At 37.2% G+C, this 7,276-nt stretch carries 5 protein-coding genes (1 of these 5 only partly in view); all 5 read right to left on the bottom strand.

Annotated features, from left to right (window positions below; all coding sequences use genetic code 11):
- Positions 1 to 2,254, bottom strand: partial view of a DNA gyrase subunit A gene (gyrA, locus tag NST66_RS25765; RefSeq protein WP_028411909.1) — the 5' portion only. 257 nt of this gene lie to the left of the window's left edge; only the first 2,254 of its 2,511 coding nucleotides appear in the window; it begins with the start codon at positions 2,252 to 2,254; the stop codon falls past the left edge of the window.
- Between the two features lie 126 nt (positions 2,255 to 2,380).
- On the bottom strand, positions 2,381 to 4,297 hold the full coding sequence (gene gyrB, locus NST66_RS25760; protein WP_028411910.1) for a DNA topoisomerase (ATP-hydrolyzing) subunit B: 1,917 nt from the start codon (positions 4,295 to 4,297) through the stop codon (positions 2,381 to 2,383).
- A gap of 240 nt (positions 4,298 to 4,537) precedes the next feature.
- On the bottom strand, positions 4,538 to 5,656 hold the full coding sequence (gene recF, locus NST66_RS25755; protein ID WP_013054823.1) for a DNA replication/repair protein RecF: 1,119 nt from the start codon (positions 5,654 to 5,656) through the stop codon (positions 4,538 to 4,540).
- 14 nt (positions 5,657 to 5,670) lie between these two features.
- Complete coding sequence (gene yaaA, locus NST66_RS25750; protein WP_013054822.1) at positions 5,671 to 5,886, bottom strand: S4 domain-containing protein YaaA; 216 nt, start codon at positions 5,884 to 5,886, stop codon at positions 5,671 to 5,673.
- 100 nt (positions 5,887 to 5,986) lie between these two features.
- A complete protein-coding gene (dnaN, locus tag NST66_RS25745; protein WP_013054821.1) occupies positions 5,987 to 7,123 on the bottom strand; it encodes a DNA polymerase III subunit beta in 1,137 nt (378 codons plus the stop codon).
- Positions 7,124 to 7,276 lie beyond the last annotated feature (153 nt).

The following is a 7,276-nucleotide window of genomic DNA, read 5'->3' as shown; positions in this document are numbered from 1 at the left end:
CGACAACATCACCATTTTTATCAGTGATATTACATGTTCTTAAACCTTTACCGCCTCTTGTTTGTACACGATATTCCTCAATCGGCGTACGTTTTCCGTAACCATTTTTCGTAATGATCAAGATATCTGATTGTTCTTCGAGAATCTCCATACCGATTACTTCATCTTCTGAATCGAGAGTAATCCCTTTAACTCCAGTAGCTGTACGTCCCATTGAACGAACATCATTTTCATTAAAACGAATTAACATACCCTTCTTCGTTCCAATAACCATATCGCGCTTACCATCTGTCAATTTAACAGAAATCAATTCATCTTCTTCTCTTAAATTCAAGGCGATAAGTCCGCTATTTCGAATGTTCTCAAAAGAAGATAAAGGTGTACGCTTAGAAATTCCTTGTTTTGTAGTAAAGAATAGATACCAATCGTCTACAAATTCATCGACGCGAATGATGGCATTTACCCATTCACCTTTGTCTACTTCTAATAAGTTAATAATAGGTATCCCTTTAGCTGTTCTTCCATACTCTGGAATTTCGTATCCTTTCGTACGGTAAACTTTTCCCTTATTTGTAAAGAAGAGAATCGTATCATGAGTAGACGTTGTTAGAAGATGTTCAACGAAATCATCTTCGTTTGTATTCATTCCTTGAATACCTCTTCCGCCTCTTCGCTGACTCTTATACGTAGAAACAGGCAAACGTTTAATATAGCCGTTGTGCGTTAAGCTAATAACAATATCTTGGCGAGGAATCAGATCCTCGTCTTCGATAATTTCAGCTCCTCCGCTTACGATTTCTGTTCGACGCCCGTCATTGAATCTTTCTTTTACTTCTATTAGTTCTTCTCTAATAATTTCTAATACTTTTTCTTCATCTGCTAAAATAGCTTTTAATTCAGCAATTAGCGCTAATAAAGATTGATATTCCGCTTCAATCTTCTCTCGCTCTAATCCTGTTAAACGCTGCAGGCGCATATCCAAAATAGCTTGCGCTTGTTTTTCAGATAACGAAAACTGCGTCATTAATCCTTCACGTGCAATATCTGTTGTTTGAGAACCTCTAATTAAAGCAATAACAGCATCTAAATTATCAAGAGCAATCTTTAAACCTTCTAAAATATGCGCGCGTGCTTCGGCTTTTCGAAGTTCAAATTCAGTACGACGACGAATCACCACTACCTGATGGTCTAAATAGTACTGTAGACATTGCTTTAAGTTCAATACTTTTGGCTGTCCATCTACTAATGCAAGAGTATTAATACCAAAACTTGTTTGAAGAGATGTCTGCTTATATAAGTTATTTAATAAAACATTTGCATTTGCATCACGTCTTACTTCAATAACAATACGCATACCCGAACGGTCAGACTCATCTCGTAAGTCCGTAATTCCATCAATCTTCTTATCACGAGCTAGCTCGGCAATTTTTTCAATTAGCTTTGCTTTATTTACTTGGTATGGAAGTTCATGAACAATAATAGTTTGTTTACCATTGTTTTGTTCTTCAATTTCTACTTTTGCGCGAACAATAATAGAACCTTTCCCAGTTTCATAAGCTTTACGAATCCCGCTGCGGCCAAGAATTTGTCCTGCAGTTGGGAAATCCGGTCCTGGAATAATCTCCATTAACTCTGCAATTGTGATATCAGGGTCTTGACTTACAGCTAAAACGCCGTCAATGACTTCCCCTAACTGATGCGGAGGAATATTTGTCGCCATACCTACCGCAATTCCGGCTGAACCGTTTACAAGTAAATTTGGAAATCTAGCAGGTAATACAATTGGTTCACGTTCAGAACCGTCATAGTTATCTTGATAATCAATTGTATCTTTATTGATGTCACGTAACAGTTCCATCGAAACTTTTGACATTCTTGCTTCTGTATAACGCATAGCTGCTGCTGCATCTCCATCAACAGATCCAAAGTTTCCATGACCGTCAATTAGCATATAACGATAGCTAAAATCTTGTGCCATACGAACCATTGTTTCATATACAGCTGAGTCACCGTGTGGGTGATACTTACCAATTACTTCTCCTACGATACGAGCTGATTTTTTATATGGCTTATCCGATCCCATACCTAAATCATTCATTGCATATAAAATACGACGGTGCACGGGCTTAAGTCCGTCTCTTACATCTGGTAAAGCACGCGATACAATTACGCTCATTGCATAATCTAAAAAGGATGCGCGCATTTCTTGACTAATATTTACTTCTCTTATTTGAGAGTTTGGTTTATCTGACATCGATAAGAACCTCCTTCGCGAAGTTCAGTATAGTAATTCATATATATGTAAACGCAGGATAGAACCTATCTCTATCCTGACGTTTATATACCCTTTATAAAAAATATAAAGGGTATTACCGTTCATTTAAATATCGAGATTTTTTACGTACTGAGCATTTTCTTCAATGAAATTACGGCGCGGTTCTACTTTGTCGCCCATTAAAATTTCAAATGTCTCATCAGCTTCAATTGCGTCTTGCAAGTTCACCTGAAGAAGGGTACGGAATTCTGGATCCATTGTTGTTTCCCATAATTGTTCAGGATTCATCTCTCCTAGACCTTTGTAACGCTGAAGGTTTGGTTTTGCGCCTTCAGGGAAAGAAGCTAATACCTCTTCTAATTGACGATCGTTGTACGCGTACTCTACTTTTTTACCTTGTGAAACTTTGTAAAGCGGCGGCTGGGCAATGTACACATATCCGTGCTCAATAATCTGTCTCATATAGCGATAGAAGAACGTTAGAAGAAGCGTACGAATATGCGCACCATCTACGTCTGCATCTGTCATAATCACAATTTTATGGTAGCGGGCTTTCGAAATATCAAAATCGTCACCAATACCCGTTCCTAGAGCGGTAATGATTGTACGAATTTCGTTATTAGATAAAATTTTATCTAAACGCGCTTTCTCTACGTTGATAATTTTACCGCGCAAAGGCAAAATAGCTTGGAAATGGCGGCTTCTTCCCTGCTTAGCTGAACCTCCGGCAGAGTCACCCTCTACTACATAGAGTTCGCTAATAGAAGGATCTTTTGATGAACAATCTGCTAATTTACCCGGTAAGTTTGAAATTTCAAGTGCGCTTTTACGTCTTGTAAGCTCACGAGCTTTTTTAGCTGCCATTCTTGCTCTTGCAGCCATTAAACCTTTTTCAATTACCTTTTTCGCCACAATAGGGTTCTCTAGCAAGTAAGTTTCTAAGTGTTCTGCAAACACAGAGTCAGTAATTGTTCTTGCTTCACTATTTCCCAGCTTTGTTTTTGTTTGTCCTTCAAACTGCGGATCTGGGTGCTTAATAGAGATAATAGCTGTAATTCCTTCACGAACATCTTCACCCGTTAAATTGGCGTCACTATCTTTAAATACGCTGTTTTTACGTGCATAGTCGTTAATTACACGCGTTAACGCTGTTTTAAATCCTGCTTCGTGCGTTCCACCTTCATATGTGTGAATGTTGTTTGCGAAAGAATATAAATTACTTGTGTAGCTATCGTTGTATTGAATAGCAATTTCTACAGAAATGTTGTCTCGATTACCTTCAATATAGATCGGCTCTTCGTGAATCACTTCTTTCGAACGGTTTAAGTGTTCAACGTAAGACTTAATTCCGCCTTCGTAATGGTATTCACGTCTTTTATCTTCTTCACGTTTGTCTTCAATCGTAATTTTAATGCCGCGGTTTAAGAAAGCCAACTCACGCAGACGATTAGCTAACGTATCAAAATCGTATTCAAGCGTTTCTGTAAAAATTTCACCGTCTGGATGGAATTGAATAACAGTACCTGTTTTATCTGTTTCTCCAACTACTTTTAAGTCAGCAGCCGGTACACCTCGTTCATATTTTTGATAATGAACTTTACCGTCACGATGTACGTGTACTTCCAAAGAGGTAGAAAGTGCGTTAACAACTGAGGCACCTACACCGTGTAATCCACCAGATACTTTATAGCCGCCGCCGCCAAATTTACCTCCGGCATGAAGAACCGTTAAGATAACTTCAACGGCAGGTCTGCCCATTTTTTCTTGAATACCAACTGGAATTCCACGACCGTTATCTTTGACTGTAATACTATTATCCTTTTCGATAATAACATTAATTTCATCGCAATAGCCGGCCAGCGCTTCATCAATACTATTATCTACAATTTCCCATACAAGATGATGTAAACCCTTTGCGCTCGTTGATCCAATATACATCCCCGGACGTTTACGAACAGCTTCTAATCCTTCTAATACTTGTATCTGATCAGCTTCATATGCTTGTACTTCTTTTTGTTCCATCGTCAAATGTATCACCTACACTTTTTTTTAACAGCAAACTGCTGTATTTATCATTTTGTATTATGTTTTTCGAATATTATGTGGAAATAATACGGAGCCTTTAATGTATTTGCCATTTGTTTACTTATGCACAAAATTTTCATAATCGAGGGTACGAGTTGAAATATATAGACTTAAAACTATAATGATATCATATTTCAGTTAGATTGCCTTGTGAAAAGTTTTTAGACAGATCAATTGCTATTTGACCTTTTGAATTTGGCCAGCTTCTACATGATATGTAGCGGCTTTTTCTAAGGTCTCGTGATGAATTCCTTCAATGCTCGTTGTCGTTACAAACGTCTGAACTTTTCCTTGGATGGTATTTAGCAAGTGTGATTGACGAAAATCATCTAATTCAGACAATACGTCATCTAAAAGCAAAATTGGATATTCACCTACTTCTTGATGAATTAACTCAATTTCAGCAAGCTTTAACGATAAAGCAGTCGTCCGCTGTTGCCCTTGTGAACCAAATGTTTGAACGTCTTTTTCATTAACGTAGAAAAGAAGATCATCACGGTGTGGTCCTGCTAAGGTGACACCTCTATCAATTTCTCTACTTTTTATTTTATCAAACTTTTGATGATATGCTTCTAACATTTTCGACAAATCTGCATCTTCTGATACATCAATTGAATTCTTATACTCAATTTTTAATGTTTCTAAGTCTCGACTGATCCCTTTATGAATAGGCTCTGCCCACTGTTGGAGTAACTGTAAAAACTCAAAACGTTTTTTTAAGATTTTCGCTGCCATTTCACTTAACTGTAACGTAAGTACGTCTAAAAGTGAAAGATCCGTTTGTTTTTTTGTCTGCAGCTGCTTCAAATATTGATTTCTTTGCTGCAAAATCTTTTGATACCTGCTTAAATCATGCATGTAAACAGGCGAAACTTGACCAATTTCCATATCGATAAATTTGCGCCTTACTTGCGGACTCCCTTTAACTAGGTTCAAATCCTCCGGAGCAAACATGACAGTGTTAATTGACCCTATATATTGACTGAGTTTTTTCTGCTCAATGTGATTATATTTTGCTTTTTTCCCTTTTGTTGAGATGACTAAATCCAGTGTAACGGGCCCTCTATGCTTTTCTACAATGCCCGATAGCTTTGCATACTCACAGTCCCATTTAATTAATTCTTTATCGTTGGACGTACGATGAGATTTAGCCATAGATAATACGAAGATCGATTCCATCACGTTTGTTTTACCCTGTGCGTTTTCACCCAAAATGACGTTTACTTTATTTTCAAAGGGAATCGTTGTCTTCGTATAGTTTCGGTAATTTGTTAAAGTAATTTCTTTAATATACAAACGTTTCACCAACTTTAAGTAATAACAACAAATGATCCTGCAGCCGGTATATCCACTTCGTCATTTGCATATAATTTACGTCCGCGGCGCTCTTCTAGCTCCCCGTTCACATATACTTCGTGCTCACTTAAAAACCATTTTACCATTCCACCTGTTTGAATGACGTCTGCTAGTTTTAAAAACTGGCCAAGCGTAATGTATTCAGTTGAAATTTTAACCTCTGTTTTCATGCGACTCTCTCACTTTCTAATGATGTATCTCTATTTTACTAAATAATTCTTCTTGAGAAAAGAAAGCTACTAGTACGGCATGCTAGTAGCTTTCTGAGATTTAATATGTTCGCACTGGTAAAATCAGCTGCAGCATTGAATCATCCTCTAATGTTCGAATGACAAATGGACGCATCGCACCAGTGAAGTTAATTTTGATATCTGTTCCTTCGAGCGCTTTTAATGCGTCTAACATATATTTTGCGCTAAAAGAAATTTTTAATTCTTCTCCTGAGATAGACTGGCTTTGTACCTCTTCAATTACTTTTCCGATTTCAGGAGAGTTAGAAGAAATTTCAACAATTCCTTCATCTAGCGTAGATAGTTTTACTACGTTGTTTCTTCCTTCACGAGCTAATAAAGAAGCACGGTCAATCGATTGTAAAAATTCTTTTACGTTCAATATAACATCCGTTTTACTATCGGCTGGGATCAATCTTGAAGTGTCAGGATAATTTCCGTCCAGCAATCTTGAGAAAAATAGTAAGTGTTTTGTTTTGAATAATACTTGATTTTCCGTGATAACGATGTCTACTAATTCATGAGAATCATCAAGGATCTTACTGAATTCACTTAAACTTTTACCTGGAATAACCACATTATACGTTGCTTCATTTCCAGTTTCAATGGTCGCTTTTCGCAAAGCTAGACGATGACTGTCAGTGGCAATACACGTTAATTCTTTGCCGTCGACTTTCCAGTTTACACCTGTCAAGATAGGTCGTGTTTCTGAGGTGGACACTGCAAAGACAGTTTGTCGAATCATGTTTTTTAATAAGTCTGTCGGTAATCTAAACATGTTGTTTTCTTCGATCTGTGGCAAATGAGGATACTCTTCTGCATCTAAACCATTTAAGTTAAATTCAGCTTTTCCTGAACGAATGATTGTTAAAAAGTGACTTTGGACGTCCAATTCTACGATGTCTTTAGGAAGCTTTTTGACGATTTCACTAAAGAAACGAGCTGGGAGAACAACGCTTCCTGGTTTTTGGATATCAACAATCTCTTTTCCTTCTTCCTCGTTTGGAATAAACGATTCAATAGAGATATCGGAATCACTTCCGGTTAAAGTAACACCTTCTTCAGTCGCTACAATTTTAATCCCTGTTAAAATTGGAATTGTTGTTCTAGAAGATACAGCTTTCATAACGTCTTGAACGCTTTGAACTAGGTAGTCTTTCTGTATGATAAATTTCATAATAATTAATCCTCCTTAAAAGTAGGTTTAAAAGCTTATTATTTATTATATTTTAAGATAGTAGTAGTAATAGGGGCTGTGGAAATGTGGATAACCCCTAAAAACGTGAGAACACAGCCTATCCACATGTGGACAGACTGTGTACAATCCTAA

It is taken from the genome of Priestia sp. FSL W8-0524 (genome assembly GCF_038005965.1).
In the GTDB taxonomy this organism is placed as follows: domain Bacteria; phylum Bacillota; class Bacilli; order Bacillales; family Bacillaceae_H; genus Priestia; species Priestia zanthoxyli.
Note: the sequence above shows the minus strand (reverse complement) of the source record. Positions and strands in the feature narration are given on the sequence as shown.

Excerpts from the sequence above, each read along its gene's own strand:
- yaaA (WP_013054822.1), bottom strand. The coding sequence starts at position 5,886 with ATGAAAACAGAGGTTAAAATTTCAACTGAATACATTACGCTTGGCCAG.
- dnaN (WP_013054821.1), bottom strand. The coding sequence starts at position 7,123 with ATGAAATTTATCATACAGAAAGACTACCTAGTTCAAAGCGTTCAAGAC.
- gyrB (WP_028411910.1), bottom strand. The coding sequence starts at position 4,297 with ATGGAACAAAAAGAAGTACAAGCATATGAAGCTGATCAGATACAAGTA.